This is a genomic window from Nitratidesulfovibrio sp. SRB-5 (assembly GCF_019931275.1).
Classification (GTDB): Bacteria; Desulfobacterota; Desulfovibrionia; order Desulfovibrionales; family Desulfovibrionaceae; genus Cupidesulfovibrio.
In genome coordinates this window covers 183,732-210,506 of record NZ_JAIOTY010000002.1, presented here as the reverse complement: position 1 = coordinate 210,506, position 26,775 = coordinate 183,732, and the positions used below count along the sequence as shown (strand labels likewise).

The window sequence follows — 26,775 nt, the reverse complement described above, 5'->3', positions numbered from 1 at the left end:
GGCGTGCGGGTGCGTGGGGAATGGGGGTCTGCCCCCGCTCGTAGCCCATTTCCGGGGGCAAGGCCAGCGTGCGCGGGCGCGCTGCGGGAGCGGACGGCGAAATGGAGGGGGCAAAATCCGGGAACGAAATCGGGGGACGAAACCCGGCGCGAGCTGTCTGGCGGGATTACCCGGCCCGAGCTATCCGGCCCGAGCGACTAGGCCCGAGCCATCCGGCGCGAGCCATCAGGCGCGAGCTATCAGGCGCGAGCTATCAGGCCTGCCCGCCCGGCTCGCCCGAACCATCCGGCTCGCCCGAATCAGCCGGGCCGTCCGAACCAACCGGGCCAGCCGCCCGGCCCGAACCACCCGCCCGGCCCGATTCGCCAAACGGGACGGGACCGGGCCACGGTTCCGGCCTGGCGTCGTACGACCAGGCCGGGGGCTCGGCATGACGGCCACGCCCGGTGCGGCCCGCGCCTCGGCCCTGCTCGGCCAGGCTGCGGCGCAGCAGCTTCACCCACACCTCGCCGGTGCCCGCGTGGAACAGCAGCTTGCGGCCCCGTTCGCCCAGCACATGTTCGCTGGACACCACCAGCCCCCTGGCGCGCAGCAGGTCGCGGGCCACCTGCACGTTGCGGCCACCCACGTCCACCAGCGATCGCACCAGCGACTTTTCTTCGGTGTTCATGCTGAAGGCGCCGCCGAACAACTTGGTTTCGATCTCGATGACCGGCACGCCCTTGCGCAGAAAATGGGCCAGCACCGCCTCCACGGCGGTATCCACGTATTTGCAGGGGTTGCAATCGAAATCGCGGCTGCCTTCCGCCGTGGGCAGCATGGCGTGAAAGATGCCCGCAAGCCCAGTGGACCTATGGAAAAACGTGGCGGACACGCACGAGCCGAGCACCGTGGCGATGATGGCCGGGCGCCGTGCCACGATGCCCTCGCCTATGCGCAGGTGCAGATGGCGCAGCCGCTCTTCCGCCAGTTCGCGCGGCATGACTGCCGGGACAGGACATGCCCTGTGCCCGTGCAATGTGTCTTCCGTGCCGTTGCCCATCATGCCCCCCTGTGCCGCCCGCCGGGCCGCACGCATCCACGCTGCTCATCCCCCGAACCAAACACGAGCGCTCGCGCAGCCAGCCCCCCGACCGGCAGCGCAACCGCCCGCCTGGCGGCGCCCTGCGCGCCGCCCCACCAATGACGAAAACGAAGGCTCTCGCCGCCCCTGTCTCCTAGGGGTTCAGGATGTCCTTCAGTTCCTTTCCGGCGCGGAACACGGGCAGCCGCTTGGGCGGCACCGCCACGGAATCGCCGGTCTTGGGGTTGCGGCCCTTGTAGCCGCGATAGCCCTTGATCTTGAACGAACCAAAGCCGCGAATCTCCACGCGGTCACCTTCCAGCAGCGCATCGCGCACGCAGTCGAAGAAGGTGTTCACCACCACGGTGGCGTCCTCTACAGGCAGTTCGTGCTCTTCTGCAAGCGCTCGTACCAGTTCGCTCTTGTTCACGTGGACCTCCAGTCGGACCTGTCCGTGCGGGGCATGGCGTGTAGGTGCAGGGCCGCCGCGCGCGCCCCGGAACCCCGATGCGGCGGCACCATGTGCGAAACATGTTTAGTGGCGGCATGTTATACGCGCGGACAGCACTGTTCCGGCATGTTCCGCGCCCGCCAACGGGAAGTTGCGGATGCATCCCGTGCTGTTGCCGCATGGCGTCACCACGCCATACTCCCCAATATTTCATCAATATCGCGTCACCCCTCATGTGACAAGGGGTGTGGACACATTTCATCGGCTCGTATGCAATGCCATGCCGCCCTCAGCGCGGCACGGGCACCCATTCGCCGCCGCCAGTTCCGCCAGATTCACCAGTCGCGCCAGTCCCGCCAGACTCACCAGTTCCGCCAGCCGCGCCAGCCGCATCGCTGCCGCCCGCGGCGCGCCCCTGCACGAAACGGAACCCTTCCAGCCGCCCGTCGGTGGAAAGGCGCGCCCACAACTGGAAGGGCACGCCCTCGCCGCGCAGCATGCGCATGAACGGCACCGTGGAGGCAAAGCGCAGGTCGCGATAGGCGATCACGGACGCCCCGTTTTCCTGCCGGGTTTCCTGGGTCATGAACATGGCAAAGCGGCCATACACGCGGAACAGTTCTTCCCCCTCGGACAGGCGGCGGTACAGCACCGGGTCCGCCTTTTCGAACAGTTCGAGGGCCAGCGGCGCATCCGGGTTCAGCAACTGGTAGCGGGCCATGCCGTAGCGGCGGCCATCGTCCACCACCACCTTCCAGTTGAACGGGGCCAGCACCTCGGGGATTACCGCCACCGACACGGGCGGCACGGGCTGTGCGGCCAGCTTCGCCACCAGGCCGGACTGCACGTGCTGCTGCACCGCCAGGGAAGCGCCGGGCCACAGCACGGTCCAGGCCAGGCCCAGCGCGGCAAAGGTGCGCCGATGCGCCCGGCCCATGGCCGCCACGATGCACGCCAGCATCACCAGGGTCATGACCGGGTCGATGATGAACACGGCGGGCAGGGCCACCCGGTAGTCCGAGAAGGGCAGAAACACCTGCGTGCCGTAGGTGGTGATGCAGTCCAGAAAGATGTGCAGCAGGATCAGCCCGTAGGCGGCCAGCGCATGGCGGGCATAGCCCCAGGTGTGCACGCCGCCGCTGCCCACGGCATCGCGCGGAGCGCGCCGCAGCAGCGGCAGGAACAGCAGCGCCGTCAGCAGGGCCATGACCGCACCGCCCGCGAAGGAATGGGTGATGCCCCGGTGCATGGTCAGATAGTCCAGCGGCGTGGAGCCGAAGAACACGTCCACGTCGGGCAGCACCGCGCAGGTCAGGGCAAAGGGCATGAACCAGCGGCTGCGCCGGGTATCGGGCAGGGCCATGGCCACAAGCGCGCCGCTGGCAAGATGGGTTACCGGGTCCATGGGGCGACCTCCGTGGGGAGCATATTGGGGATGCGTGCGTGGCGCGCGGGTGACGTCGCTGACAGAAGGGAACGGAAGGGGCTGGAAGAAGCCGGGGAACGGGAGTGCGGGCGCGAACGGAATACGCCGGGCTTCCGCCCGCGTGGCGGGACGGGGCGTACCGGCGTGGTTGCTCCGGATATATCGTCATCGGGACGGCGGATGGCAAGATGGGTGCGCGGCGCGGGACGGGGCAAGGCGAGGGGACGGGAGGAACGGGCCTGCCGCAAGCAGAAGGCGCCCCGGAAATGCAAGGCGGACAGACTGCATGGCAATCCGTCCGCTCATGGTCGCATGCGCGCGCCGACACGCCGCAGCGGTCGCCGCCATGGCGTGCTCGTCAGGCTTCGGTATGTTCGCGGTTGCGGTTGCCTTCCTGCCGCACGTATTCCCGGACCAGGTCGCGCACCTCAAGCAGCAGGTAGAGCGGTCCAAAGGAGACGACCACCCCCGACAACCCGATGAACAGCAACGAAAAGAACGGAAGGAACGCAAACCCGCCGCCCTTCTTGTCCAGCATTCCGGCTCCCACCGCAAACCCCACTGCCCCTATCAGCCCCACCACAAACCCCACGTCGAGCAGCTTCGGAAATATCCTCATCAACCAGCGTCTGATCATGCGTGCCTCCTCGCGGTTTGAAGGCACCGTAACCGCACCACGCATATGCGTCGATACATAGTGCGCGCGAGCCCCCCTGACATCCGGTCGTCGCCAGTCCGACGGCGCACGCTGCAAATCATTGCATGCCATTTCAGCATGATATGGAGCAAGACCTTTCCGCTGCCCGCACGCGCGCAACGAACGGTCCGGGTGCGAAACCGCTCACGCGTGGTTGCGCAGCTTCAGCTCCACCGGGTGCGGGTTCAGGTAGAACTGCCCGGCCAGGTACGGTTCGCCGTACTTGCGCACGTAGTGGTTCAGCAGGGTCACCGGCACCACCAGCGGAACCTGCAACTTGCGGTAGCGCTGGATGACCTCCAGCATTTCCATTTTTTCGTCCGGGGTCAGCACCCGCTTGAAGTAACCCATGCAGTGTTGCAGCACGTTGGCGTGCTTGGCCGTGGTGGCGGGCAGGCGCAGCCCGTCCATGAGGCCGGTCAGGTAGTCGCGGGCAAGGCTTGCCTGGTCGTGGCTGGCCGCATGGGCCACCAGCCTGCCCAGCGCGCGGTAGTGCTCCACCGAATGCGACATGAGCAGCAGCTTGTGCCGGGTATGGAAGTCCACCAGCCCGCCGCGCGACATCCCGGCCTCCGCCAGGGCGCGCCAGCGGCGCATGACGAACAGCCGCTCGATGAAGTTCTCGCGCAGGCGCGGGTCGTTCAGGCGGCCTTCCTCTTCCGTGGGCAGCAGCGGAAAACGGTCCATGAACACGCGGGCAAAGATGCCCACGCCCTTTTCCTGCGGCGGCCCCAGATTGACGCGGCCCGCGCCTTCCGGAACGTCGCGGGGGTCGTGGTCGGCGTACACCTTCACCCGCTCCATGCCGCTGGAGGGCGAGGCCCGCTTGAAGATGAACCCGTCCAGCCGCTCGGCGGCCAGTTGTTCCACCCGGCGCAGGGCAAAGGCGCGCACGCGCTCCGTCCAGTCCTCGTAGCCCTTCACGCTGACCAGCCGGGGGTTGGCCGGGTCGCCCACCAGCCGCAGCGCCTCGCGCGGGATGGGCATGCCGCATTCCACCTCGGGGCAGACCGGCACGAAGTCCATGTACTGGCCCAGGGTTCCGGTAATGTACGGGTCGTGCTTGTGCCCGCCGTCGAAGCGGACCTTGTTTCCCAGAAGACACGAGCTGATGCCCACCCGCAGCCTGTCGTCGTCACCGGCGGAGTGCGCCGCCTCCGAGGCCCCGGCGGACATGGCGGGGCCGGTGGTGTCGGTGGGGCCTGTGGATGCGGGCCGAGTGGATCCTGCCATTGCGCTTTGCCTCCGCGTGGTTATCCTGAGCGGGTTGCCGTGCGCGTCCGCGCCGACTTTCTGGCGCGCGGGAGCGGCGGCATTCCGGAACCGGGGCACCGCGCAGCATGCACGGCGTGGCCCCGCAGACGCCAAGGATATCCCATGACACACTCGCGCGGCAATGCCGCACCCCACATTGACGTCATCTTCTTCGACTTCAGCGGCGTGCTGGCCGAGGAAGGCTTCATCGAAGGCCTGCGCGCCATCGGACGCACCCAGGGCCTGGACCCGGAAGCCGCCATGCGCACGGCCACCGACCTTTGCTACGCCACCGGCTACGTCAACGGCAGGGCCGACGAGGCCGCATGGTGGAACGCCGTGCGCGCGGCCACCGGCATGACCGGCACCGACGCCGCCCTGCGCGCGGAGATCATGAGCCGCTTCACCGTGCGCCCGGAAATGCTGCGCGCCGCCGACGCGGTGCGCGCCGCCGGGCTGCGCACGGCCATCCTGAGCGACCATACCAACTGGCTGGAGGAAATCGACGCGGCGCACGGCGTGTACCGCCACTTCGACCGGGTGTTCAATTCGTTCCGCGAGGGGCTGAACAAGCGCGACCCCGGCTTCTTCACCCACGCCGCGGCTCTCATGGGCGTGGACCCGACGCGCGCGGCCTTTTTCGACGACAACGCCGGGCACATCGGGCGGGCCGCCGCGCTGGGCATCCATGCCCGGCTGTTCACCGGGCACGACGCCTTCCGCGCCGACCTGGCCGCGCTGGCCCCGCAGGTGGCGCTGCCCGCAGGGTGGCCGGGGTAACGGCAGTTCGAAACTGCGGCGTCCGTGAAGCTGTCGGCCAGTTGCCGCGCAGCGAACGGACGCCCACCCGCGCAGGGACAGGTGACGGCGCGGCGCACACCGGCATCGTTCGCGTTCCGTCACCGGGACATCATCATTCCGCCACTGGCATGGGGCATGCTGCGCATGGTATCGCCTTCCTCCGCGAAGGCCGCCCATACACCGGCAGGCAGGCCCGTCCGTGCGCATTCCCCGTCGCCCCCCACCCCCAGCCCGCACCCCCCGCATCCCCCTTGATGGGGGGCACGACGGGCCTGCCGCCGCATGTGTACCGCTCCCCGCCACAGAGGCGTCCACGCGCGGCACAGCGACACGGGTACCCATCCTGAAAGCGGTGGCCGCCCTGCTGCTGACCACCCTTGCCCTGCTGTTCCTTACCGGCAACCTTCCGACTCCGGGCCCGGACCAGGCCCTGGCCCTGCGCGAGCGGCTGCTGGACCTGCACGCCCGCCACCCCGTGGTCAGTGTGGCCGTGTACATGGCGGGCTATGTGCTGATGACCGCCTGTTCCATCCCCGGCGCGGTGTTCCTGACCCTGACCGGTGGGGCCGTGTTCGGCTTCGGCATGGCCCTTGCCGCCGTCAGCGCGGCCAGCACCGCCGGGGCCTGCCTGGCCTTCCTGAGCGCCCGCCACCTGCTGCGCGGCACGGTGCGTCGCCTGTGGCCCGGCCAACTGGCCCGCATCGACGCGGCCATGGCCCAAGGGAGCGGCAGCCCCGATGGGCCGACGCAGGCCGGGACGCAGCCTCCTTTCCCTTTCCCGGATCCTTCGGACCAGGCAGCGACGGGCCATGCGTCGGCAGGCCAGGCTCCCACTGCCCGGCCACCGTCCGGGGTGCCCGGCTCCGGGTTGCTCTCGCCAGGCGCGCTGTGCCTGCTGGGCCTGCGCTGCGTGCCCGTGATGCCCTACTGGCTGGTGAACCTGCTGTTCGGGGTCACCGCCATGCGTCTTTCCACCTTCGCCACGGTCTCGCTGCTCGGCATGGTGCCGCTGAACGCCCTATACGTGCACGCCGGGGCGGAACTGGGACGCATCCGCCATCTTGGCGACATCATTTCCCTGCGCGCCGGGCTTGCCCTGTGCCTGCTGGCCGTGGCCCCCCTGCTGTTGCGCCGGGTAATGGGCACGCTGGTGGCGCGACGATGCGCGGGCGACCATCGCAGCCCCGCCCAAGGGTAAACCCACCGGCCATTCGACGCCCCCTGCCCTCCCGCCGACGATTCCCGCCCCCGTCCCCATTGCCTCATCAGTTGCCCGCAGGTTGCCAGCGCGGCGGCTTTTGCCTACACTCCCACCACATTGCCCGCACGCGGGCCGCGCACCGCGGCCCCGGCATACCGCACACCACCGCAACCAACGGCACCCCACATGCGCAAAGCCTCCATCGGCATCACCCCCGAAGGCGTCCCGGCCATCGGCCTGTGCGCCCTCGTCACGCTTTCCCTCGCCATGCTCGGCTGCGCCACCGGCAGCTTCGTGTTCATGCTGCTGACCTGGTTCTGCTGCCACTTCTTCCGCGATCCGGAACGGGTAACCCCCACTGCGCCCGGCCTTGCCGTCAGCCCCGCCGACGGAAAGGTGGTGCGCGTGCAGACCATGCCCGACCCGTTCACCGGCCAGCCGCGCACCGCGGTGTGCATCTTCATGAACGTGTTCAGCGTGCACGTGAACCGCGCCCCGGTGGCGGGCACCGTGACCGGCATTGCCTATCATCCCGGCAAGTTCCTGAACGCGGCATGGGACAAGGCCTCCACCGACAACGAGCGCTGCGCCTACCAGATGACCGAGGAAGGCGGCTCCGCCTGGACCTTCGTGCAGATCGCGGGGCTGATCGCCCGGCGCATCGTGTGCCGCACCGATGAAGGCGACGTGCTGGCCCGTGGCGAACGCTTCGGCATGATCCGCTTCGGTTCGCGGGTTGACCTTTACCTGCCGGACGACTATTCTCCGGCGGTGAACGTGGGTGAACAGGTGTTCGCAGGGCAGACCATAGTGGCGCGCCGCAACGCCTAACCCCGTCAATTACAACGGTTCACGGACCGAAAAAAGGCACAGGACAGCCGCAAGGCCATGGAACAGCCCGCCCGCCCGATCCACAAGGGAGTGTACATCCTCCCTAACCTCTTCACCACGGCAAGCCTCTTTGCAGGCTTCCTGGGGATGTTGTGGGCCGTTTCCGGGCGGTACGAAGACTGCGCCATGGCCATTCTGTTCAGCGCCCTCATGGACGGCCTGGACGGCAAGGTGGCCCGCCTCACCAATACCGCCAGCGAATTCGGCGTCCAGTACGATTCGCTGTGCGACCTGGTGGCCTTCGGCGTGGCCCCCGGCTTCATGATGTACCAGTGGCAGTTGCACCAGTATGGCCGCCTCGGCATTGCCGCCGCCTTCCTGTTCGCGGTGTGCGGGGCGTTGCGCCTTGCCCGGTTCAACATATCCACCGCCACCACCTCCAAGAAGTTCTTCATCGGCCTGCCCATCCCGGCGGCCGGTTGCGCCGTGGCCACGCTGGTGCTGTTCAGCCCCTACGTGCCCGAACAGTTCGCGGGGTTCTTCCCGCGCCTCTGCCTTGCGCTCGTCTTCGTGCTCGCCTTCCTCATGGTGAGCCGCGTGCGCTACGCGTCCTTCAAGGAATACGGGCTCATCAAGGCCCATCCGTTCAGCTCGATGGTTACCGCCATCCTGCTGTTCGTACTCGTCTCCTCCGAACCCAAGCTCTTGGGTTTCCTGGTGTTCGCGGGCTACCTCATCTCTGGTCCCGTGTACACCTTCGTCATCATTCCCCGCCGCAATCACAAGCTACTACGCAACCTATCCTAGGGTTGTCGTAGCAGCGCCCCGTACCTCCGTGTCAGGAACGCACGCCGTTCCCGGGCGGACGTGTACCCTCCTCTCAGCCAGAGTCCCGTCTCCCGGGCCGGCGCGCAGCTAACGAACAGATGCAGCAATCCGTCAGGCGCACACGCCGCACGTGACGACCGCGCATCAGCGCCATGGTCCCGTCCCCAACCACAACGGGCGCGGACCACAGCCAGAGGAGCACGAACCATGACCATCGAATCCGGTCGCATCCGCATTTTCGACACCACGTTGCGCGACGGCGAACAGTCGCCCGGCGCCACCATGAACCTTCAGGAAAAGATCCGCCTGGCCCGCCAGCTGGAAACCCTGGGCGTGGACATCATGGAAGCCGGGTTTCCCGCCTCCAGCCAGGGCGACTTCGAGGCCGTGCAGGCCATCGCCCGCGCCGTGAAGGGTGTGGAGGTGGCGGGCCTGTGCCGCGCCATGCCCGCCGATATCGACCGGGCCTGGGAGGCCGTGAAGGTGGCCGAAACCCCGCGCATCCACACCTTTCTCGCCACTTCGCCGGTGCACATGCAGTACAAGCTGCGCAAGGAGCCGGACCAGGTGGTGGAAATGGCCGTGGCCGCCGTGCGCCATGCCGCCAGATACACCAGCAACGTGGAGTTCTCTGCCGAGGACGCCTCGCGCTCCAACCCCGACTTTCTGGTGCGGGTCTTCGAGGCGGTGATCAACGCCGGGGCCACCACCATCAACGTGCCGGACACCGTGGGCTATGCCCAGCCCGAGGAATTCGGGCGGCTCATCAGGTACGTCATCGAAAACACGCCCAACAGCCACAAGGCCGTGTTCAGCGTGCACTGCCACAACGACCTCGGCATGGGCGTGGCCAACACCCTTGCCGCGCTGAAGGCGGGCGCCCGCCAGGCGGAAGTGACAATCAGCGGCATTGGCGAACGGGCGGGCAACGCCTCGCTCGAGGAAATCGTCATGGCCCTGCATACCCGGCGCGACTTCTACCAGCTGGACTGCGGCGTGGTGACCGAGCAGCTGTTCCCCACCTGCCGCCTGCTGTCCATGATCATCGGCCAGCCCATCCCGCCCAACAAGGCCATCGTGGGCGCCAACGCCTTCGCGCACGAATCGGGCATCCACCAGGACGGCATGCTCAAGAACCGCGAAACGTACGAGATCATGACGCCGGAATCCATCGGCAAGACCAAGACCGACCTCGTCATCGGCAAGCATTCGGGCCGCAACGCCGTGAAGAACAAGCTGGACGAGCTTGGCTACCGGCTGGAGGAAGCCCAGCTCGTCACCGTGTTCGAGGCGGTAAAGAAGCTGGCGGACAAGAAGAAGCAGATTTATGACGAGGATATCGAGGCGCTGGTGCTTGAAGAGGTCTACCGCCTGCCCGACCTGTACCGGCTGGTGAACCTTTCCGTGCAGTGCAGCGACACCGGCATGCCCCCCACCGCCGCCGTGGTCATGGACGTCATGGGCGAGGTGAAGCGCGCCGCCGGGTTCGGCGTGGGCCCCATCGACGCGGTGTTCAACGTCATTGGCGAAATAGTGGGCCGGGCGCCCGTGCTTGAACGATACTCGGTCACCGCCATCACCGGCGGCACAGACGCCCAGGGCGAGGTGACCGTGCGCCTGCGGCAGAACGGCAGCAGCGCGGTCGGACGCGGGTCCGACCCCGACATCATACTGGCCAGCGCCCGCGCGTACGTGAACGCGCTGAACCGGCTGGCAAAGAAAGAAGAAGAGCAAGAGAAGGAGGGAATCTAGATGGCACACACGCTTGCGCAGAAGATCCTGCAGGCGCACACCGACGAGGCGATCACGGCCGCGGGGCAGATCGTCCGCTGTCGCGTCTCGCTGGCTCTGGCAAACGACATCACCGCTCCGCTCGCCATCAAGTCCTTCCGGGCCATGGGGGCGAAAAAGGTGTTCGACCGCGACAAGGTGGCGCTGGTCATGGACCATTTCACCCCGCAGAAAGACATCGCTTCGGCGCAGCAGGTGAAGCTGACCCGCGAATTCGCCAGGGAAATGGGCGTCACCCACTACTACGAAGGCGGCGACTGCGGCGTGGAGCACGCCCTGCTGCCCGAACTGGGGCTGGTCGGCCCCGGTGACGTGGTGGTGGGGGCAGACAGCCACACCTGCACCTACGGGGGGCTGGGCGCCTTTGCCACCGGCTTCGGCTCCACCGACGTGGCCGGGGCCATGGCCCTTGGCGAAACGTGGTTCAAGGTGCCGCCCACCATCCGGGCCACCTTCACCGGCACCCTGCCCAAGTGGGTGGGTGCAAAGGACCTGATCCTGCGCCTTATCGGCGAGATCGGCGTGGATGGCGCGCTGTACCGCGCGCTGGAATTCGACGGCGCGGCCATCGAGGCCCTGTCCGTTGACGGCCGCATGACCATCGCCAACATGGCCATCGAGGCGGGCGGCAAGGCCGGCCTGTTCGCCGCCGACGCCAAGACCCTTGCCTACACCGCCGCGCGTGGCCGCAAGGACGCCCCCCTGTCCGCCGACCCCGGCGCGACCTATGAACGCGAGCTGACCTTCGACGTGTCCGGCATGGAACCCTTGGTGGCCTGCCCGCACCTGCCGGAAAACGTGAAGCCCGTGGGTGAGGTGCGGGGCGTGACCCTGGACCAGGTGGTCATCGGCTCGTGCACCAATGGCCGCATCAGCGACATGCGCGAGGCGGCGGAAGTGCTGAAGGGCCGCAAGGTGGCCAAGGGCGTGCGCTGCATCGTGCTGCCCGCCACCCCCGGCGTGTGGAAGGAAGCCCTGAAGGAAGGGCTGATCGAAACCTTCATGGAATCGGGCTGCATCGTGGGCCCGGCCACCTGCGGGCCGTGCCTTGGCGGGCACATGGGCATTCTGGCCGACGGCGAACGCGCCATCGCCACCACCAACCGCAACTTCCGCGGGCGCATGGGCAGCCTGGAATCCGAGGTCTATCTGGCAAGCCCGGCTGTTGCCGCCGCATCCGCCGTGGCGGGCATCATCGCCCACCCCGGCAGCCTGTAGGCCCCTGTAGACCAGGAACCGTTCCACACGCCATTTACGGAGGTTTACGCATCATGAGCTACACCGGCACCGCCCACAAGGTGGGCGAGCATATCGATACCGACGCCATCATCCCCGCGCGCTTTCTGGTGACCACCGACACCCAGAAGCTGGGCGAAAACTGCATGGCTGGCCTTGAAGAAGGCTGGGTGAAGCGGGTGAAGCCCGGCGACGTGATGGTGGCGGGGCGCAACTTCGGTTGCGGTTCGTCGCGCGAGCACGCGCCCATCGCCATCCTGGGCGCGGGCATGCCCGTGGTCATCGCGCACAGTTTCGCGCGCATCTTCTACCGCAACGCCTTCAACATGGGCCTGTTGCTGCTGGAAGTGGGCGACGAGGTGGACAAGATCGCCGACGGCGACACCGTGGAAGTGGATGCGGCCAAGGGGCTGATCACCAACCGCACCACCGGGGCCACCATCACCTGCCCGCCGCTGCCTGCGTCGATGCGGGAGTTGCTGGATAAGGGTGGCCTCGTCCCCTACGTCCGCGAGAAGCTGGCTTAGGCATTCGGGTCTTTTGCCCTCCGGCTTCGTCAGATGCGCCTTTCGCTCCGGTCACGTACGAAAAGAGTACGCTCCCTCCGCGAAAGACGCCTCTTCCTCGCCGGAGAACAAAATCCCTCGCATGCCGGTTTTGCAGGCGCGAGGAGAAAAGGCGGAAGCGAGATAAGCCAATCCTGACCATTCCGGCGGCGAGCCGTACACCCCGCCGCCGCACCACCCATAGCGCGCATCGGTCATCGAGAAGGGATATCCAGATGGACATGAAGATCTGCCTGATGCCGGGCGACGGCATCGGCCCGGAAATAGTGGAACAGGCCGTGAAGGTACTGGACAAGGTGGCCAAGAAGTTCGGCCACACCGTCAGCTACACCAATGCGCTCATCGGCGGCGCGGCCATCGACGCCACGGGCGGCCCCCTGCCGGACGAAACCGTGGCCGCGTGCAAGGCGGCGGACGCCGTGCTGCTGGGCGCCGTGGGCGGCCCCAAGTGGGATACCCTGCCCACCGCCATCCGCCCGGAAAAGGGGCTGCTGGGCATCCGCAAGGCGCTGGGGCTGTTCGCCAACCTGCGCCCGGCCACCCTGCTGCCCGAACTGGCCGGGGCCTGCCTGCTGCGCGCCGACATCGCCGCGCAGGGTCTGGACGTGATGGTGGTGCGCGAGCTGACCGGCGGCGTCTACTTCGGCGAGCCGGTGTGCGAGGAAGAGCTGCGCGACGGCCTGCGCACCAGCTACAACACCATGATCTACAATGAAGAAGAGGTGCGCCGCATCGCCCGCGTGGCCTTCGAGGCGGCCCGCAAACGCAGCAGGAAGGTCTGCTCGGTGGACAAGGCCAACGTGCTGGCCGTGTCGCGCCTGTGGCGCGCCGTGGTCATCGAGGTGGCCAGGGAATACCCCGACGTGGAGCTGACCCACATGTACGTGGACAACGCGGCCATGCAGCTGGTGCGCTGGCCCGCCCAGTTCGACGTCATCGTCACCGAGAACCTGTTCGGCGACATCCTGTCCGACGAGGCGGCGGTGATCACCGGGTCCATCGGCATGCTGCCCTCGGCCTCGCTGGGCGCCAGCGGCCCCGGCATCTTCGAGCCCATCCACGGCTCCGCCCCGGACATCGCCGGGCAGAACAAGGCCAACCCCGTGGCCACCATCCTTTCCGTGGCCATGATGCTGCGCTACACCTTCGGTCTGGAGAAGGAAGCCGTGGCCATCGAGCAGGCCGTCAGCGGCGTGCTGCGCGAAGGGTACCGCACCGGCGACATCATGGAAGAAGGCAAGACGCTGGTGGGCACCGTGAGCATGGGGAACCTGGTGACCGAGCGGGTGTAATGCCCTGACGGCGTGGCCCGGCATGCGCCCATAGGCCGGTTTTGGAAAAGAATGGCGCGCCGTCGTTGCAGGTTTGCAGCGGCGGCGCGCCTGTTTTTCATGGAGATGAAGCGAAAGGGAGACGTGTCGCGCCTTGGCGGACGCGCCCTCCACGAAGGCAGTGGCGCGCTGGTGAACACCCCCTGCCCGCCGGAGGCATGACGAAACCGAGGGGAACCAAAAAACGCGGGACTGTCCGCGCAGAAGCCGTCACCGCGCAGCCACCCCACATCACCGCGCCATCAGCGCAAACACACCCCATCCAAGATATTCACGCGTGAAGGCTGCATAGCGTTGTGGTTCCGAGGTCAGCTGGGCGCGAACTTCCTGCGCAAGATCGTCGTCGGGGTTCGCTTCAAGCCAGCGCCGCATGGTAAGCCACTTGGCGGCCTCGTACCTGTCCCAGCCTTCCTGATCCGCCAGCACCATTTGCACCACGTCGTAGCCAAGATCGCCAAAAGACCCGAGAAGTTCCGGAAGTACGAGAAAGTCCGAAATGGCATTGGCATGGCACCCTCTGGCAACGTCTTCCGTAGGCGGCACCCGAAGCCAGTAAGGCTCACCGACTAGAATGATGCCTCCGGCGCACAGGCTCTTCGCCAGAAGCTCGATGGTGCCTGCCACGCCCCCGCCGATCCATGTGGCGCCGACGCAGGCTGCCACCCCCACCTTTGCGGCGGCGACATGGCCCGCAGCATCGCCGTGGATGAACTCGACCTGCTTGGCGACGCCAAGTTCTTCGGCACGAAGCTTCGCTTGCCGGGTGAACAACGGGCTCATGTCGATGCCGACGCCGGTAATCCCGTAATCGCGCGCCCATGTGCACAACATCTCACCAGAGCCGCTGCCAAGGTCAAGCACACGTGTCCCCGGCTCCAGATGCAACACCGCACCAAGCGTGGCGAATTTTTCCGGCGTGAACGGATTATGGATACGGTGATTGCTTTCCGTAATAGTGAAAATACGCGGAATATCCACCAGGCAAACCTCTTGCACAGCCACAACCGTGTAAAATTGCTGCGCGTGATTACACGCGCACTCGCGCGTACCGCCGCATAAAGGAAAGCGCCTTTCGACAAGGCACGCCTTTTACCCTGCCCTTACCCCCCAAGCCCCATCCCCTTCTCCATCACCCGGCCCGACAGCGTCGTCTCGTACCCGCCCATGGCTTCCACCCGCTTCAGGAACCGCTCGTCCCGCAGCAGGGCCAGCATGGCCTGCACCCGCGCATCGTCCATGTGCGCGGCGGGAATCACGATGTCGTACCGCTCGCGCGCCAGCGGCACGAAGTCCAGCCCCAGCGCCCGCGCCGCGGCATGGATGCCCAGGCCGCAGTCCGCCGCGCCGGTCAGCACGTTCACGGCCACGGCCATGTGGGTGAATTCTTCCTTGTCATAGCCCTGCACCAGCGAAGGGGCGATGCCCGCCTGCCCCAGATGCCAGTCGAGCAGAATGCGCGTACCCGCGCCGCGCTGACGGTTGATGAACCGCACATCGGAGCGCGCAAGGTCTTCCACTCCGATGATATTCCTGGGGTTACCCGCCGCCACGATGAGCCCCTGGTGCCGGATGGCCAGGTTCACCACCCGCACGTCCATGTCGGGCAGGTACTTTTCCAGGAAGGGAAAGTTGAAGTCGCCCGTTTCCGGGTCGAACAGGTGCGCCCCGGCGAAATGGCACGAGCCCCCGCGCAGCGCGGTGATGCCGCCCATGCTGCCCACGTGGGTGGAGATGAGCCGGAAGGGCCGCTCGCCGCCCATCAGTTCGTCGGCCAGCACGTCCAGGGTGTTGTCGTGGCTGCCCACGCAGACCAGGATGGAGTCCAGCACCGCCTCGGGCACGGTCAGCCGGGCGCGCAGCACCTCGTGCTCGGTGGCGCCCTCGGACAGGGCGGGCACGCGGGCCACGGCCTGCGCCCGCGACAGCGTGGTGATGTTGCCCGCGCCGCGCCCCAGCGGGGTGCCCACCAGCCGGTTGCCCACGCGGCCCACGGCCAGTCGCACGAATTCTTCCACCCCCAGCTTGGAGGGCACCTTGCGGGTCAGATGCACGTCTGCTGCGGGGCGGTCCGCCGGTACGGTGCGTCCCATCCACGCCACCAGCGGGGCCACCAGTTCGTCGAAGCAGACCACCGCGCTGACGGGGTAGCCGGGCGCGCCCACCACCAGCCGTCCGCGGCATTCGCCCAGCAGCGAAGGCTTGCCGGGCATGGCCTGGATGCCGTGCACCAGCACCCGCCCTTCCGCCGCGATGACCTGCCGGGTGAAGTCCTTGCTGCCCGCGGACGATCCCGCGCACAGCACGGTGACGTGCACGCCCTCGTCCAGGCTGCGGGCCAGTGCGGCGCGCAGGGCGTCGGGGTTGTCCGGCACCGGGGGGATGCGTTCTACGATGCAGCCCATGTCGCGGGCCATGGCCGCCAGCACCTGCGAGTTGGATTCCACCACCTGCCCGGCGCCCGGCTCCGGCCTCGTGGTGAAGTCCAGCACCTCGTCGCCGGTGGGGATGATGCGCATGCGCACCCGCTCCCACACCTGCACGTCCCAGATGCCGCCGGACAGCAGCGCGCCCACGTCGCAGGCGGCCAGCCGGTGGTTGCGCGGGAACAGCAGTTCCGTGGCCACGATGTCTTCGCCGATGCGCCGCACGTGCTGCCACGGAAAGGCCGGGGCCTCTATCTCCACGGTGTCCGCGTCGATCTGGGCCACATGCTCGATCATCACCACGGCGTCGCACCCTTCGGGCATGGGGTGGCCGGTGTTGACCGGGTGATAGCCTTCGCCCCGGCGCAGGGCCACGGGATGCCCTTCGCGCGCGGCAAAGGTGTCCGCCGCGCGCACGGCAATGCCGTCCATGGCCGCGCTGTGCATGGTGGGCGAGGAATAGCGCGCGTACACCGCCTCGGACAGCACCCGTCCGGCGGCCTCGTGCGAGCCCACGGTTTCGGCGCGGACCAGCGTGGCGCGGTCCAGCGCGGCGCGGGCTCGGTTCACGGCTTCCGCGATGGGCAGGGTTTCGAGGTAGATGTTGCGGGTACCCACGGTGGCGGACGTATCGGAATGGGACATGGCGTGCCTCTTGGTGCTGAGGTTGAGCGCGCGGTGCGGTGGGGTGGGGTGACGGCTGGTTACGGCGGATTACGTTTCCATATCCTGCCGATGGCGACGGTACAAGCCGCGGAATTGATCGTACGAGATGCCCAGCAGTTCGGCGGCCACGCGGCGGTTGTGCCGGGCACGGTCCAGCGCGGCGCGCAGGGCGGAAAGTTCCAGTTGGCGGATGGCCTCGGGCAGGGGCATGCAGGGCAGGGGCGGCCCGATGGCGGACGGCGCGCCGACCGCGCCCGGGTGCGCATTGCACGGACCGGTATTGACCGGGTCGGCATTGACCGGGTCGGCATTGACCGGACGGGCATCATGGGGGCTGGTGCCATCTGGCCTTGCATCATCAGGCGGTGCGGTGCCGGGACCGCGCCTTGGCCCGGCACCGCCCGCCATGGCCCCCGTGGAGGGTGGGGGCTGCGTGGCCGGGGCGGGACGGGGGACTGCCGGTCCCTGCCGCCATGGCCGCGCGAAAGGATCAAGGTCGAAATGTTCAATGCGCGGGGCACGGCCCGCCGGTCTCGCGCCGCCCGCGCCTGCGCTTTCCCGCCGCCTGTCACCGGACCGCATGCCGCCGTCATCCAGCCGGGCCACGGCCCGTTCCACCGCGTTGCGCAGTTCGCGCACGTTGCCCGGCCAGGGGTGGGCCAGCAGTTGGGCCAGCGCGGCGGGGGCCAGTTCCGGCGTGTCGGGCAGGTCCAGTTCCGCCGCCATGCTGGCCGCGAAATGGCGGGCCAGCAGGATCACGTCGTCACCGCGCTCGCGCAGGGGGGGCACGGCCAGCACCTCGAAGCTCAGCCGGTCCAGCAGGTCGGCCCGAAAGAGTCCCCGCGCCACCATGGCGGGCAGGTCGGCGTTGGTGGCGGCCACCACCCGCGCGTCCACGCGCACGGGCTGGGTGCCGCCCACCCGTTCCAGCATGCCGTATTCCACCACCCGCAGCAGCTTGTCCTGCACCCCGGCGGGAATGTTGCCCACCTCGTCCAGAAACAGCGTGCCGCCGTCTGCCCGTTCGAACCGCCCGGCCCGGCGCGCCGCCGCCCCGGTGAAGGCCCCGGCCTCGTGGCCGAACAGTTCGGCCTCGGCCAGGGTGGGGGCCAACGCCGCGCAGTCCAGCACCACCAGCGGCCCCTGCCAGCGCGGCGACAGGTAGTGCAGCCGCGCGGCGGCCAGTTCCTTGCCGGTGCCCCGCTCGCCCGCCAGCAGCACGGGCCGGTCCACGCGCGCCACGCGCGAAAGCGCCTCCTGAAAGGCGAGAAACGCGTCCGACTGGCCGATGGCCTCGGCCAGTGCAGGCGACGCGGCAGCGCGCGTGCGATCGTGCATGGTTGATTCAACCATATTTTGGTGATTTTCACCAGATATTGGTGTAAATCAATTTTACGGGCGGTACGCATCGCCCGGCATGTTGAGGCCATTCCCAGTGATTGCTCATGGTTGCCTTCTGCGGGCGGGCTGGCACGGTTGCTGCTTTCCCGCTGGCACGAATGCACGACGCACCGCAGGAGGCGATCATGGGTATCTTTTCTCGATTCAAGGACATCGTCAGTTCCAACATCAGCGCCATGCTGGACAAGGCCGAGGACCCGGAAAAGCTGGTCCGGCTGATGATCCGCGAAATGGAGGAAACGCTGGTGGAACTGAAGGCCGGGTGCGCTTCCAGCATGGCCGAGGCGCGCCGGGTGCGCCGCGAACTGGACGGCGTGCTGGACCAGGTGGACCGCTGGGATCGCCGGGCCGAGCTGGCCGTGACTTCCGGGCGCGAGGACCTTGCGCGCGAGGCGCTGCTGGAACGCCGACGCGAGAACGAGCGCGCCGACGCGCTGCGCCGCGAACTGGACGAGATCGACGCGCTGGTGGCCCGCACGCAGGCCGACATGGACGTGCTGGACGAAAAGCTGGCCGCCGCGCGCGAAAAGCAGCGCATGCTGGTGCAGCGCCACGTGCACGCCCGGGTGCGCCGCCAGGCCCGCGAGGACGTGCGCCGCGCCGCCTCGCTGGAAGTGATGCACCGGTTCGAGGAACTTGAGCGCCGCGTGGAACACATGGAGGCCGAGGCCGACGCCGTGCGCGTGCCATCCGACAGCCGCAACGGTCTGGACGCCGCCTTCGCGGACCTGGAAACGCGCGACGAACTGGAGCGCGAGCTGGCCGCCCTGCGCGCCCGCGTGGGTGAACGGGCTGGCAATTCCGGCAAGGGCGATACCACCCCGCGCCACGATGAAGTTTCCGGCGCGGGGGAGTAACCGCCTTGCGCCCACCGGTTGCAGGGGCTAGTCTGGCGGTTGCAGAGGCTGGCCTGTATGCCCGCGCGGCATCGCCCCTGCGGGCATGGGCCGCACGCCGCCCCGCATGGGGCCGCGCCAGGCGCATCAGAAGCATCAGGCGCATCAGGCGCACCGCACGTGTTGACGTCCGCCATTCCATCCGGGCTTGCCACCCCGCTGCCCGCGCCACGGGCCACGCCCCGGCGCGCGGCGGCACGACAGTTCGAGGCCACGCATGCATGAGCCATACATGTTCGAGGAAATGTTCGCCGTCATGGCGCAACTGGGGCCGGTCATGATGTTCTGGTTCATGGTGCTGCCCGCTCTGGTGGCCGTGCTGTTGCTGGCCATCCTGTACCGTCTGCTGCGCACCCGCGAGGGCGCCACCCCGGCGCACGACGACGAGACCCGGATGATCCAGGAGATGTACCGGGCCATGGGCCGCATGGAGGAACGGGTGGAGGCGCTGGAAACGCTGCTGCTTGATCCGGACGGCACGGCGGGGCGTGCCCGGCATGACGCCGGACGCGATGCCCCGCGCGGGCAGGGGAGGGAATGACCATGGACGGTCACGAAAGCAGGTTCGACAGGCGTTCCGGCTGGGGCCGGGGCGGACGGAAGTGCCCCAACGGGGCAAGCCGCGACGGGAACGGATTCGACCGTGACGGCTCGGGCCGGACCGGATGGCATGGCGACGGTTCCTGCCGCGACGGCGCACGCCAAGAAGATGCCTGGGGTACGCTGCGCGGCGGGCGGGATGCCTGGCACGACCGTGGCCCCCGCACCCTGTACCGCGCCCGCGACGGCAAGTTGATGGGGGTGTGTAAAGGGCTTGCGCAACATTTCGGAATGTCGGTATTCATGGTGCGCGCGCTGTTCGTGGCGGCGGCCCTGTTCACCGGGTTCTGGCCCGTGGTGGGACTGTACGTGCTGGCCGGGCTGGTGATGAAGCCGCGCCCGGTGCTGCAACCGGCGGACGCGGGCGAACGCGACTTCTACGGCAGCTACGTGTCCTCGCGCGGCGAGGCGCTGCGCAGGCTGAAGGAAAAGTTCGACCGACTGGAAGGCCGCATCCGCCGCATGGAGGATGTGGTCACGCGACGGGATTTCGACTGGGACCGCAGGTTTGGCGCACAGCGATAGCGCCGGAACGGGTAGGCGCCAGCGCGGTGAAAACGCGGAAAAGGCGTTGCCGCGCAGGACTCCGCGCAGGCCCGGCGGTTCCGGACACCATAGTCCTTAGGGATGGAGAGGCGTCTCCGGACGGGGGCGAGGGCATAGGCTCTCGTCCCCGTCCACTTTTTGGGGGAATGGGTGCTGCGCCTTGTTGGACGCGGCCTCTACGAAGGCACTCCAGCCACCACGTTAGCGCTCGATTTCGTTATGCCTCCGGCGGATGGGGAATGGCGGCGCGCCTTGTTGGACGCGGCCTCTACGAAGGCAGGCGTGCCCTGCCGAACACGCCCGATTTCGTTATGCCTCCGGCGGACAGGAGGTGTTGTAACGAACACCCCCTGTACCCCCGCGTTCCAGGGGCTCCGCCCCCTGGACCCCCAACGATTCTTGCGCGGCGTTCCTGCCGTCGGCAACTTCCCTCCGGCGCCAAGCGCCTCCGGGTGATCTGCCGACGGGAACGCCAATGCGCGCTACGCTTCCGTTGCCACGGCGAGGGTTCGAGTCGTGCCCTTGGCGTTTGTCATCCTGCACCGCATTCCCTGCCGGGCAGCTTCCCTGCGGCGCAAGGCGCCTCCGGGCGATCTGCCCGGCGGAATGCGCATGTGCACGAATCTCCCGCAGCCACGCCGCCACTCGGGTGCCCTTCCGATGCCCCCGTTGCTGCCCCGATCTCCTTCCTCCAATCCCGTGCGCGGCCTTGGACGCACGGGGGGGCTGGTGCCGGGAAGGCGGCGTGAAAACAAGAGTTTTTTCCGCTGGCGAGGAAGGACGCGTTTCGCCGCAGGGAGTGTATACGGATACTCGACCAAGGCGAAACGCGGACTGACGACGCCAGCGGGGAACAGGCTGTTTTTGCGCCGCATTCCCGGCGTTCCCAAGCAGGCGCCTCTCTCCCCCCGCCAGCTCCCCCGCGCTACCCCCGGCGCTGCAACAGGTTGCCCGCCACGATCAGTACCAGCCCCGCCAACGTGGTGGGCAGTATCCGCTCGCCCAGCAGCAGCGCAATGAACACCAGCGACAGAAACGGCGAAAAGAAGATCAGGTTGCCGATGCGCGCCGCAGACTCCGTCAGCCGCATGGCCTTCAGCCAGAACACGAAGGCAATGCCCATCTCGAACGCCCCCACGTACGCGGCGGCGGCAAGCCCCGGCCACAGTTCCGCCCCCAGCGGCAGCGTCGAAAAGATGCACGTGGCCGCCAGCACCAGCGGCAACCCGGCGGCAAAATTGCAGAACAACCCCAGCACCGGTTCCAGCGGACTGCGCGCGTTGCCTATCCAGTACAGCGCCCAGATCACCGTGCTCACCAGCGCCAGCGCCACCCCGGTCACGTTGCCCCCGGCCAGCGCGGCCACGTCGCCCCGCGTGGCGATGACCACCACCCCGGCATAGCTCACGGCCACGGCCAGCAACTCGCGCCGGGTCACCTTGTGCCCCAGCAGCGGCACGGAAAGCAGCGTCAGGGTGATGGCCCAGGTGTAGTTCACCGGCTGGGCCACCTGCGCGGGCAGCAGGGCGTACGCCTTGAACAGCACGATGTAGTAGGCGAAGGGGTTCAGCACGCCCAGCAGCGCGGCCCGCAGCAGTTCGCGCCGGGGCGCGGCCGCCAGTTCACGGGCCAGCCCCCCGAATCCGTGGCGGACCAGCAGGATGGCGGCCAGCACCAGCAGCGACACCGCCGTGGACACCAGCAGCAACTGCAACGGATCCAGCTGGCGCAGTGCCAGCTTGAAGGCCGTGGCCACCGTGGACCAGATGGCCACCGTGGCGATGCCGTACAGGTAGGCCTTGCGCTGGTCGGGGCGCTGTCCGGCAGCGACAGGCGTGGCAGAGGCGGAGACGTCAGGCGCAGGCGGGGCGGATGCGGACGGTGCGGACGCGCAATCGCCGACAGGTCCGGCACCCCCGGTGCCGGGTGTGATGTCGGTCGGAGCGCCCTGCGCAGCGGTCGTGTCGCCAGGCGGACTGTCGTGAGGAGTGGTCATGTGCGCCTCCTGCCGCGTGTACTAGCACCGCCCGGCAGACAATGCCAATGGCGGCGGCCTCCTGCGTCCGGTGCTGGACCGGGTGCAATGGGGCACGCCTTTGCGCAATCCGGATTCCTGCTGTATGCTCCGCAATACTACGCACCGCCAGTACCGGAGACCGCCATGCCCTGCCGCCACACCCCGGAAATGCCGCGTCCGGCCAGACAGGCCGCAACAATCGCACGGAAGGCCCCCCGCCATTGGCACCCCGGCCAGCCACATAGCACGGTCATCCCCCTGCCGCTGCTGCGCACCCTGCTGCTGGCAGCCCTGCTGGCCCTGCTGCCCGCCTGCGCCACGCCCACCCTGGCGGAGCCTGTTCCGGCCAGTTCACCATTCCCGGACATTCCTCTGGAAAACGCCGCCACGCCTGCTCAACTGGCCGCGCTGGGCCTTTCCGGCGAGGGGCCGTGGAAGCTTTCGGACATCCGCCCGGCCACGGGCAGCAAGGCGCAGCTGGTGCTGATCGAAATCTTCAGCATGTACTGCCCGCACTGCCAGCGCGAGGCCCCGCACATGAACCGCCTTGCCGAGTTGCTGGCCGCCTCGCCCCTGAAGGACCGCATCACGGTCATCGGCGTGGGGGCGGGCAATACCCGCATGGAAGTGGACCTCTTCCGCGAGCGGTACGGGGTGACCATCCCTCTGTTCGCCGATCCGGACCTGGCCGTGCATGAGCAGGTGGGCGAACCAGGCACGCCGCATTTCTTTCTGGTTTCGCTGAAAAATCCCGCCGCGCCCGCCACGCTGTTCTCGCGCACCGGGCGCATGGCCTCCCCGCAGGCCTTTCTGGACGAGCTTTCCGCCATCGCCAAACGCAGCAACTGATGCCCACGGGCGCCCCCCCCCGGCTGCCCCGCCGCTCCGTCGATACGCCGCCCCGAAAGAGGGTACCAGCCATGCCACGCACTACCGCATCCTGCACGGGCAACCCGCCCCCGGGCCGCACTGTTCCCGCTGGCCGCACGGGTCGCCCAGGTCGCCCAGGTCGCCCAGATCGCCCAGATCGCACGACCCAGACATCTTCGGCCCCCGGCACGCCGTACTGGCTCACTGGCCGCACTGGCCTCCTTCTGGCCGCCGCCATCCTGGCACTGGCCCTTCTGGGCGTGCTGGCCGTTGCCGTGCCGTTGCAGGCCGCCGGTCTGCAAGACCTGATCTACCCGGATGCCCCCCGCAAGCCGGTGGACAGCGTACTGAAGGTGGCAGTAGGCGACACCGCGCCCGACTTCGTCCTGCCTGCCCTGCCCGGTCCGTACACATCAACCAGCGGCACAGACACCGGCACGATCCGGTTGTCCGACTTCCGGGGCAAGCGCGCCGTGGTTCTTTCATTCGTGCCTGCCGCGTTCACCCCGGTCTGTTCCGGGCAATGGCCGGGCTACAACATTGCCCGCGAGGAATTCGAACGGCGCGGCGCGGTGCTGCTGGGCATCACCACCGACAACCTGCCCTCGCTGTACGCGTGGACCCGCGAGATGGTCGAGCGCACCCCCGGAAACGGTAACGATGAGGGGCACGGCGCGGGCCAGTCCTCACCTCCGCCCCGCAAGGGGCAGACAGCCGTACCCCGGCAAGGCGAAGTCGGCGGCGCTGTCGGCGGCGTGTGGTTTCCGGTGCTGTCCGACTTCTGGCCGCACGGCGCGGTTGCCGCGTCCTACGGCCTGCTGCGCGGCGACGGCATGGCGGAACGCGCCCTTGTCATCATCGACAGGCAGGGCATCATCCGGCACATCCACGTATCCGACGTGAACAAGCGCCCCCCGCTGGACATCATCCTGCGGGCGCTGGATGCCCTGCCCTCCCCCTAGCATCTTCACGCAAGCCATCAGGAGCCCCGATGCCCCGCTATACCGGCTTCAACCATCTGGCCATGGTCACCGGCGACATGGAGTCCACCGTTCGTTTCTGGCGCGACCTGCTCGGCATGCGCATCGTGGCCGGGCTGGGCCACTCCGGCTACCGCCAGTACTTCTTCGAAGTGTCGCCCGTGGACATGATTGCCTTCTTCGAGTGGGACGGCGTGACCCCCGTGGAGGAAAAGGACCACGGCGCGCCCGTGCGCGGAGCCGTGGTGTTCGACCACGTTTCCGTGGGCGTGGCGACGGACGACGACCTGTGGGAACTCAAGGACAGGCTGGAGGCAGCGGGATTCTGGTGTTCGGAACTGGTGGACCACGGCTTCATCCACTCGCTGTACAGCTTCGACCCCAACGGGCTGGCCATCGAGTTTTCCGCGCCGGTGCACGGCGTGGACGTGCGGGCGAATCCGCGCATGACCGATACCCAGCCCGTGCCCGCCGCACTGGAGGGGCCGGACCCGACGCCCGGTCACTGGCCGCCGGTCACCACACCCACGCCGTTGGCCGACCGCCGGGTGTACCCGGGAGAAGGCGACGATTTCCTGCGGACCAAGCGCAACGCCTGGCCTCCCCTGAAACACGACCCGGCATGACGCCCGGCAGAGGGGCGTAACGGTTCCCCGGCATGGCATCGCATGACGCCGCACTTCTCTGCCCGCAGCTTCCGCATGCGCGCACCACCTATTCCGCGAGTGCCGCAACCCATTCGCCGCTCCCCTATCACATCCTGGAGCGGCGTTGCGTTTTCACCCACTGCCACGCTGCGCCAGGTGTGTAATTTTGCATGTAAAAAAATAATGGTATTGCACATCGCATGGTGATAATGCAGTGCGCATGCGCGTTGCTGAGCACGAAAGAGCATGACGTCTACCGGAAAAATTGTGCATCATGCAACATTGGAAGCGGCATTCCGCATGCGGAGTGCGATGATGGCGACCAGCGTGGCACCATCCATGACGTTGCACACCCGCCACCGCAAAGGAGAACCGAAATGGAAGAATATCTCAAGCAGGCCCTCGACATCGTGAAGGCTCAGGCCAGCGTCCGCACCATGAACGAGGAAGAGATCAGTTCCATGGTGCAGAAGATCGCGCTGGCCATCCGTCAGATTAGCGATGGCGTTCCCTGCGAAGAGCAGGCCGCTCCCGAAGCACCGCTGCCCGACGCTGCAAAGGCGCTGAAGGAAAAGTCCATCACCTGTCTGGAATGTGGCAAGACCTTCAAGATCCTGACCCGCAAGCACCTGGCTTCTCACGACCTCACACCTGACAGCTACAGGGACAAATACGGCTACCGCAAGGACATGCCCCTGGTGTGCAAGTCGCTGCAACGCGAGCGCCGCAAGAAGATGAAGGACATGAAGCTGTGGGAGAAGCGCCGCAAGCAGGCGTAGCGCCCGGCGGACAATCCGCCGCGCCCCCCGGCCTTCTTCCTGTTCAGCCCCCTTCATGCCTCGCATGACGGATCCCGGACGCCCCGACGGCACCTGCCGCCGGGGCGTCGCCATTGGCGGGCCAGTTGCCATTGGCAGCCGCCACTCCGGACGCCGCACGCCGCCCGCATTGCGCATGGCCGCCGCCGGGGCACATGCGCCCACTGGCCCGCAAGAAAAGACGCCAGCGAAAGCACCGCCCCAGCCCATGCCAGTGGACACCCGGACACCGCGCGGATAGTGTGCGCCCACCGGTCCTGCCGTTGACACCGTACGGCGTGGCGACCGGCATTCCTTCGGCAATGCGCCGGGCATGCACAGCGCTGCCCAGGCTACATGCCGCCGCCCGGCATCCCGGCGCGGCGCGCGCCCTGCACCTTTTGCTCCCTGCACCGCCATGTCCGCATCACGCACCGTCCCCGTCTCTTCCGCCACTCTGGCATTGCTGCTGGCCATGCTGCTGTGGAGCAGTTCGTTCATCGCCATGAAGGTGGCGCTGGAAGGGTTCGACCCCATGGTGGTGGTGTTCGGCCGCATGGGCATTTCGTCGGCGGTGTTCCTGGCCCTGTGGCGCAACTTTCGCCACGTGCGTTACCGCAAGGGCGACTGGAAGCGCCTCGGCGCCATGGCGCTGTGCGAACCGTGCCTGTACTTCGTGTTCGAGGCGTACGCCCTGCGCTACACATCGGCCTCGCAGGCGGGCATGATCGTTTCGGTGATGCCGCTGTGCGTGGCCTTGGCCGCGTGGATCGTGCTGGGCGAACGGCTGGCCCGCCGGGTGTGGTCCGGATTCGTGCTGGCCATCATCGGGGTTATCTGGCTGAGCCTTGGCGGGACCAGTTCCGACAACGCGCCCAACCCCCTGCTGGGCAACCTGCTGGAATTATGCGCCATGGTCAGCGCCACCGGCTATGTCATCAACGCCAAGAAGCTGTCCGCCACGTATCCCCCGCTGTTCATCACCGCCGTGCAGTCTCTGGCGGGCAGCGCGTTCTTTCTGCCGCTGCTGTTCCTGCCCACCACGCAGTTGCCCGATGCCTTCCCGCTGCTGCCCACGCTGTCCGTGGTCTATCTGGGCACGTGCATCTCGCTGGGGGCTTACGGGCTGTACAACTTCGGGGTCAGCCGCCTGCCCGCCGGGCAGGCTTCGGCGTTCATCAACCTGATTCCGGTAATCACCCTGCTCATGGGCCGGGTGCTGCTGGGCGACCAGCTGACGCCGCAGCAGTACGCGGCGTCAGCCCTGGTGCTGGTGGGCGTGCTGCTGTCGCAAGGGCGCGGCGCCACCGTGCCCGACAAGGCCGCGCCGGATGAATCCGCGCCAAACGGCACCGCCACGCAGCCGGGCGGAAAAAAGTAACACCCCGCCCGTCCCCCCGCACAACGCCAAAGGCCGCCCCCGGTTCCGGAAGCGGCCTTTCATGCTGCCTGGTGG

General features: G+C 67.8%; 25 protein-coding genes. 16 read left to right on the top strand and 9 right to left on the bottom strand.

The window, feature by feature from the left end; genetic code table 11:
* Positions 1 to 253: 253 nt before the first annotated feature.
* The 5 genes from K6142_RS08380 to K6142_RS08360 form a co-directional block, all read right to left on the bottom strand.
* Complete coding sequence (locus tag K6142_RS08380; protein WP_190244348.1) at positions 254 to 982, bottom strand: chemotaxis protein CheD; 729 nt, start codon at positions 980 to 982, stop codon at positions 254 to 256.
* Positions 983 to 1,217: 235 nt separating this feature from the next.
* A complete protein-coding gene (locus tag K6142_RS08375) occupies positions 1,218 to 1,493 on the bottom strand; it encodes an HU family DNA-binding protein (RefSeq protein WP_012612903.1) in 276 nt (91 codons plus the stop codon).
* A 310-nt stretch (positions 1,494 to 1,803) separates the two neighbouring features.
* Positions 1,804 to 2,919, bottom strand: coding sequence for a metal-dependent hydrolase (locus tag K6142_RS08370; RefSeq protein WP_223380808.1), 1,116 nt, complete (start codon positions 2,917 to 2,919; stop codon positions 1,804 to 1,806).
* 379 nt (positions 2,920 to 3,298) lie between these two features.
* A complete protein-coding gene (locus K6142_RS08365) occupies positions 3,299 to 3,577 on the bottom strand; it encodes a hypothetical protein (protein ID WP_190244346.1) in 279 nt (92 codons plus the stop codon).
* 204 nt (positions 3,578 to 3,781) lie between these two features.
* Entirely contained in the window at positions 3,782 to 4,813 is a 1,032-nt protein-coding gene (locus K6142_RS08360) for a YbgA family protein (RefSeq protein ID WP_223380907.1), read from the bottom strand.
* A 201-nt stretch (positions 4,814 to 5,014) separates the two neighbouring features.
* Here K6142_RS08360 and K6142_RS08355 point away from each other — a divergent pair, with 201 nt between their 5' ends.
* From K6142_RS08355 to leuB, 8 genes are all read left to right on the top strand, one after another.
* Positions 5,015 to 5,671: an HAD family hydrolase gene (locus K6142_RS08355; RefSeq protein WP_223380807.1), complete on the top strand. Its 657-nt coding sequence runs from the start codon at positions 5,015 to 5,017 to the stop codon at positions 5,669 to 5,671.
* Between the two features lie 373 nt (positions 5,672 to 6,044).
* Positions 6,045 to 6,890 (top strand): TVP38/TMEM64 family protein, encoded by an 846-nt coding sequence (locus K6142_RS08350; RefSeq protein ID WP_223380806.1) that lies wholly within the window; start codon positions 6,045 to 6,047, stop codon positions 6,888 to 6,890.
* Between the two features lie 189 nt (positions 6,891 to 7,079).
* A complete protein-coding gene (locus K6142_RS08345) occupies positions 7,080 to 7,724 on the top strand; it encodes a phosphatidylserine decarboxylase family protein (RefSeq protein ID WP_012612908.1) in 645 nt (214 codons plus the stop codon).
* Between the two features lie 57 nt (positions 7,725 to 7,781).
* On the top strand, positions 7,782 to 8,531 hold the full coding sequence (gene pssA / locus K6142_RS08340; RefSeq protein ID WP_190244343.1) for a CDP-diacylglycerol--serine O-phosphatidyltransferase: 750 nt from the start codon (positions 7,782 to 7,784) through the stop codon (positions 8,529 to 8,531).
* A 228-nt stretch (positions 8,532 to 8,759) separates the two neighbouring features.
* Positions 8,760 to 10,304, top strand: a complete 1,545-nt coding sequence (locus K6142_RS08335) for a 2-isopropylmalate synthase (RefSeq protein WP_223380805.1) — start codon at positions 8,760 to 8,762, stop codon at positions 10,302 to 10,304.
* A complete protein-coding gene (gene leuC / locus K6142_RS08330) occupies positions 10,305 to 11,561 on the top strand; it encodes a 3-isopropylmalate dehydratase large subunit (RefSeq protein WP_223380804.1) in 1,257 nt (418 codons plus the stop codon).
* A gap of 53 nt (positions 11,562 to 11,614) precedes the next feature.
* Positions 11,615 to 12,106, top strand: a complete 492-nt coding sequence (locus tag K6142_RS08325) for a 3-isopropylmalate dehydratase small subunit (protein ID WP_012612912.1) — start codon at positions 11,615 to 11,617, stop codon at positions 12,104 to 12,106.
* Positions 12,107 to 12,360: 254 nt separating this feature from the next.
* Positions 12,361 to 13,437 carry a 3-isopropylmalate dehydrogenase gene (leuB, locus tag K6142_RS08320; RefSeq protein WP_012612913.1) on the top strand — a complete coding sequence of 359 codons (1,077 nt, stop codon included), beginning with the start codon at positions 12,361 to 12,363 and terminating at the stop codon, positions 13,435 to 13,437.
* Between the two features lie 270 nt (positions 13,438 to 13,707).
* On the opposite strand, the gene K6142_RS08315 is transcribed toward leuB, so the two are convergent.
* The 3 genes from K6142_RS08315 to K6142_RS08305 form a co-directional block, all read right to left on the bottom strand.
* On the bottom strand, positions 13,708 to 14,454 hold the full coding sequence (locus K6142_RS08315) for an SAM-dependent methyltransferase (RefSeq protein WP_190244338.1): 747 nt from the start codon (positions 14,452 to 14,454) through the stop codon (positions 13,708 to 13,710).
* A gap of 122 nt (positions 14,455 to 14,576) precedes the next feature.
* On the bottom strand, positions 14,577 to 16,544 hold the full coding sequence (locus K6142_RS08310) for a molybdopterin biosynthesis protein (RefSeq protein WP_190244337.1): 1,968 nt from the start codon (positions 16,542 to 16,544) through the stop codon (positions 14,577 to 14,579).
* Between the two features lie 69 nt (positions 16,545 to 16,613).
* Positions 16,614 to 17,903 (bottom strand): sigma 54-interacting transcriptional regulator, encoded by a 1,290-nt coding sequence (locus tag K6142_RS08305; RefSeq protein ID WP_190244336.1) that lies wholly within the window; start codon positions 17,901 to 17,903, stop codon positions 16,614 to 16,616.
* 188 nt (positions 17,904 to 18,091) lie between these two features.
* Here K6142_RS08305 and pspA point away from each other — a divergent pair, with 188 nt between their 5' ends.
* The 3 genes from pspA (at position 18,092) to pspC (ending at position 19,987) form a co-directional block, all read left to right on the top strand.
* Positions 18,092 to 18,823 carry a phage shock protein PspA gene (pspA, locus tag K6142_RS08300; protein WP_190244335.1) on the top strand — a complete coding sequence of 244 codons (732 nt, stop codon included), beginning with the start codon at positions 18,092 to 18,094 and terminating at the stop codon, positions 18,821 to 18,823.
* A 256-nt stretch (positions 18,824 to 19,079) separates the two neighbouring features.
* Entirely contained in the window at positions 19,080 to 19,403 is a 324-nt protein-coding gene (gene pspB / locus K6142_RS08295; RefSeq protein ID WP_190244334.1) for an envelope stress response membrane protein PspB, read from the top strand.
* On the top strand, positions 19,400 to 19,987 hold the full coding sequence (gene pspC / locus K6142_RS08290; protein ID WP_317846375.1) for an envelope stress response membrane protein PspC: 588 nt from the start codon (positions 19,400 to 19,402) through the stop codon (positions 19,985 to 19,987). The genes pspB and pspC overlap by 4 nt, the downstream gene beginning before the upstream one ends.
* A 946-nt stretch (positions 19,988 to 20,933) precedes the next feature.
* Here pspC and K6142_RS08285 read toward each other — a convergent pair.
* Positions 20,934 to 22,004, bottom strand: coding sequence for a DMT family transporter (locus tag K6142_RS08285; protein WP_223290283.1), 1,071 nt, complete (start codon positions 22,002 to 22,004; stop codon positions 20,934 to 20,936).
* 165 nt (positions 22,005 to 22,169) lie between these two features.
* Between K6142_RS08285 and K6142_RS08280 the strand changes: the two genes are divergently transcribed.
* The 5 genes from K6142_RS08280 (at position 22,170) to K6142_RS08260 (ending at position 26,700) form a co-directional block, all read left to right on the top strand.
* Positions 22,170 to 22,874 (top strand): peroxiredoxin family protein, encoded by a 705-nt coding sequence (locus K6142_RS08280; RefSeq protein ID WP_190244333.1) that lies wholly within the window; start codon positions 22,170 to 22,172, stop codon positions 22,872 to 22,874.
* Positions 22,875 to 22,945: 71 nt separating this feature from the next.
* The gene (locus tag K6142_RS08275; protein ID WP_190244332.1) at positions 22,946 to 23,857 is read left to right on the top strand and encodes a redoxin domain-containing protein; all 912 of its coding nucleotides are present in this window, start codon (positions 22,946 to 22,948) and stop codon (positions 23,855 to 23,857) included.
* A gap of 29 nt (positions 23,858 to 23,886) precedes the next feature.
* Positions 23,887 to 24,501 (top strand): VOC family protein, encoded by a 615-nt coding sequence (locus tag K6142_RS08270; RefSeq protein WP_190244331.1) that lies wholly within the window; start codon positions 23,887 to 23,889, stop codon positions 24,499 to 24,501.
* A 398-nt stretch (positions 24,502 to 24,899) separates the two neighbouring features.
* Positions 24,900 to 25,301 carry a MucR family transcriptional regulator gene (locus K6142_RS08265; RefSeq protein WP_012612925.1) on the top strand — a complete coding sequence of 134 codons (402 nt, stop codon included), beginning with the start codon at positions 24,900 to 24,902 and terminating at the stop codon, positions 25,299 to 25,301.
* 436 nt (positions 25,302 to 25,737) lie between these two features.
* Positions 25,738 to 26,700, top strand: a complete 963-nt coding sequence (locus K6142_RS08260; RefSeq protein ID WP_190244330.1) for a DMT family transporter — start codon at positions 25,738 to 25,740, stop codon at positions 26,698 to 26,700.
* The last annotated feature ends 75 nt before the right edge of the window (positions 26,701 to 26,775 follow it).

Bases quoted from the DNA above. Each gene is read 5' to 3' on its own strand.
- K6142_RS08285 (WP_223290283.1), bottom strand. From the start codon at position 22,004: ATGACCACTCCTCACGACAGTCCGCCTGGCGACACGACCGCTGCGCAG.
- K6142_RS08325 (WP_012612912.1), top strand. From the start codon at position 11,615: ATGAGCTACACCGGCACCGCCCACAAGGTGGGCGAGCATATCGATACC.
- K6142_RS08355 (WP_223380807.1), top strand. From the start codon at position 5,015: ATGACACACTCGCGCGGCAATGCCGCACCCCACATTGACGTCATCTTC.
- leuC (WP_223380804.1), top strand. From the start codon at position 10,305: ATGGCACACACGCTTGCGCAGAAGATCCTGCAGGCGCACACCGACGAG.
- K6142_RS08270 (WP_190244331.1), top strand. From the start codon at position 23,887: ATGCCCCGCTATACCGGCTTCAACCATCTGGCCATGGTCACCGGCGAC.
- K6142_RS08305 (WP_190244336.1), bottom strand. From the start codon at position 17,903: ATGCACGATCGCACGCGCGCTGCCGCGTCGCCTGCACTGGCCGAGGCC.
- K6142_RS08365 (WP_190244346.1), bottom strand. From the start codon at position 3,577: ATGATCAGACGCTGGTTGATGAGGATATTTCCGAAGCTGCTCGACGTG.
- K6142_RS08345 (WP_012612908.1), top strand. From the start codon at position 7,080: ATGCGCAAAGCCTCCATCGGCATCACCCCCGAAGGCGTCCCGGCCATC.
- K6142_RS08335 (WP_223380805.1), top strand. From the start codon at position 8,760: ATGACCATCGAATCCGGTCGCATCCGCATTTTCGACACCACGTTGCGC.
- leuB (WP_012612913.1), top strand. From the start codon at position 12,361: ATGGACATGAAGATCTGCCTGATGCCGGGCGACGGCATCGGCCCGGAA.
- pspC (WP_317846375.1), top strand. From the start codon at position 19,400: ATGACCATGGACGGTCACGAAAGCAGGTTCGACAGGCGTTCCGGCTGG.
- K6142_RS08360 (WP_223380907.1), bottom strand. From the start codon at position 4,813: ATGTCCGCCGGGGCCTCGGAGGCGGCGCACTCCGCCGGTGACGACGAC.
- K6142_RS08310 (WP_190244337.1), bottom strand. From the start codon at position 16,544: ATGTCCCATTCCGATACGTCCGCCACCGTGGGTACCCGCAACATCTAC.
- pssA (WP_190244343.1), top strand. From the start codon at position 7,782: ATGGAACAGCCCGCCCGCCCGATCCACAAGGGAGTGTACATCCTCCCT.
- K6142_RS08380 (WP_190244348.1), bottom strand. From the start codon at position 982: ATGCCGCGCGAACTGGCGGAAGAGCGGCTGCGCCATCTGCACCTGCGC.
- K6142_RS08275 (WP_190244332.1), top strand. From the start codon at position 22,946: ATGCCACGCACTACCGCATCCTGCACGGGCAACCCGCCCCCGGGCCGC.
- K6142_RS08260 (WP_190244330.1), top strand. From the start codon at position 25,738: ATGTCCGCATCACGCACCGTCCCCGTCTCTTCCGCCACTCTGGCATTG.
- pspB (WP_190244334.1), top strand. From the start codon at position 19,080: ATGCATGAGCCATACATGTTCGAGGAAATGTTCGCCGTCATGGCGCAA.
- pspA (WP_190244335.1), top strand. From the start codon at position 18,092: ATGGGTATCTTTTCTCGATTCAAGGACATCGTCAGTTCCAACATCAGC.
- K6142_RS08370 (WP_223380808.1), bottom strand. From the start codon at position 2,919: ATGGACCCGGTAACCCATCTTGCCAGCGGCGCGCTTGTGGCCATGGCC.
- K6142_RS08280 (WP_190244333.1), top strand. From the start codon at position 22,170: ATGCCCTGCCGCCACACCCCGGAAATGCCGCGTCCGGCCAGACAGGCC.
- K6142_RS08265 (WP_012612925.1), top strand. From the start codon at position 24,900: ATGGAAGAATATCTCAAGCAGGCCCTCGACATCGTGAAGGCTCAGGCC.